Genomic DNA, 815 nt, shown 5'->3' with positions numbered 1-815 from the left:
GGGATAGCAATCCCCCAATTTGAGGGATGTTTTATCCCTCGTTTTAGGGATTTTCCCTCGTTTTGAGGGATGCACCATTCTGAGATGTTTTTATTTGGTCCAAACATGCCGCCTTGCTGCTTGATAATATTCATTCTGACGAGTTCTAACTTGGCTTCATTGCACCGTTTGACAGGTAACTTTGTAATCTCGCTAAGTTGAGAATCGGTGATTCTGTCCATTGGTTTATTCCACCCATAGGTTTTACGCAGAATGGCAAGCAGCACTTTAAACTGTCGCTTGGTCAGATCTGCGCCCGAATAAGCCTCAAGCAGCATATTTGATAGTCTGGCGTAACCATCATCGAGATCTGCCACATTACGCTCCTGTCCGGCAAAGTTACCTCTGCCGAAGTTGAGTATTTTTGCTGTATTTGTCATAATGACTCCTGTTGATAGATCCAGTAATGACCTCAGAACTCCATCTGGATTTGTTCAGAACGCTCGGTTGCCGCCGGGCGTTTTTTATTGGTGAGAATCGCAGCAACTTGTCGCGCCAATCGAGCCATGTCGTCGTCAACGACCCCCCATTCAAGAACAGCAAGCAGCATTGAGAACTTTGGAATCCAGTCCCTCTTCCACCTGCTGATCTGCGACTTATCAACGCCCACAGCTTCCGCTGTCTTCTCAGTTCCAAGCATTGCGATTTTGTTAAGCAACGCACTCTCGATTCGTAGAGCCTCGTTGCGTTTGTTTGCACGAACCATATGTAAGTATTTCCTTAGATAACAATTGATTGAATGTATGCAAATAAATGCATACACCATATCGAATCCA

At 45.2% G+C, this 815-nt stretch carries 2 protein-coding genes; both read right to left on the bottom strand.

Going from position 1 to position 815, the window contains the following annotated elements; genetic code table 11:
* The coding region (locus CUS_RS05400; RefSeq protein ID WP_157769501.1) for a replication protein at positions 1-419 on the bottom strand (419 nt) is incomplete at its 3' end.
* Positions 420-451: 32 nt separating this feature from the next.
* Positions 452-815 (bottom strand): lambda phage CII family protein (locus tag CUS_RS05395; protein ID WP_347494001.1); only part of this gene is annotated, 364 nt, incomplete at its 5' end.

It is taken from the genome of Hominimerdicola alba 8, assembly GCF_000178155.2.
In the GTDB taxonomy this organism is placed as follows: Bacteria; Bacillota; Clostridia; order Oscillospirales; family Ruminococcaceae; genus Hominimerdicola; species Hominimerdicola alba_C.
This window is presented reverse-complemented; position numbering and strand designations above follow the sequence as displayed.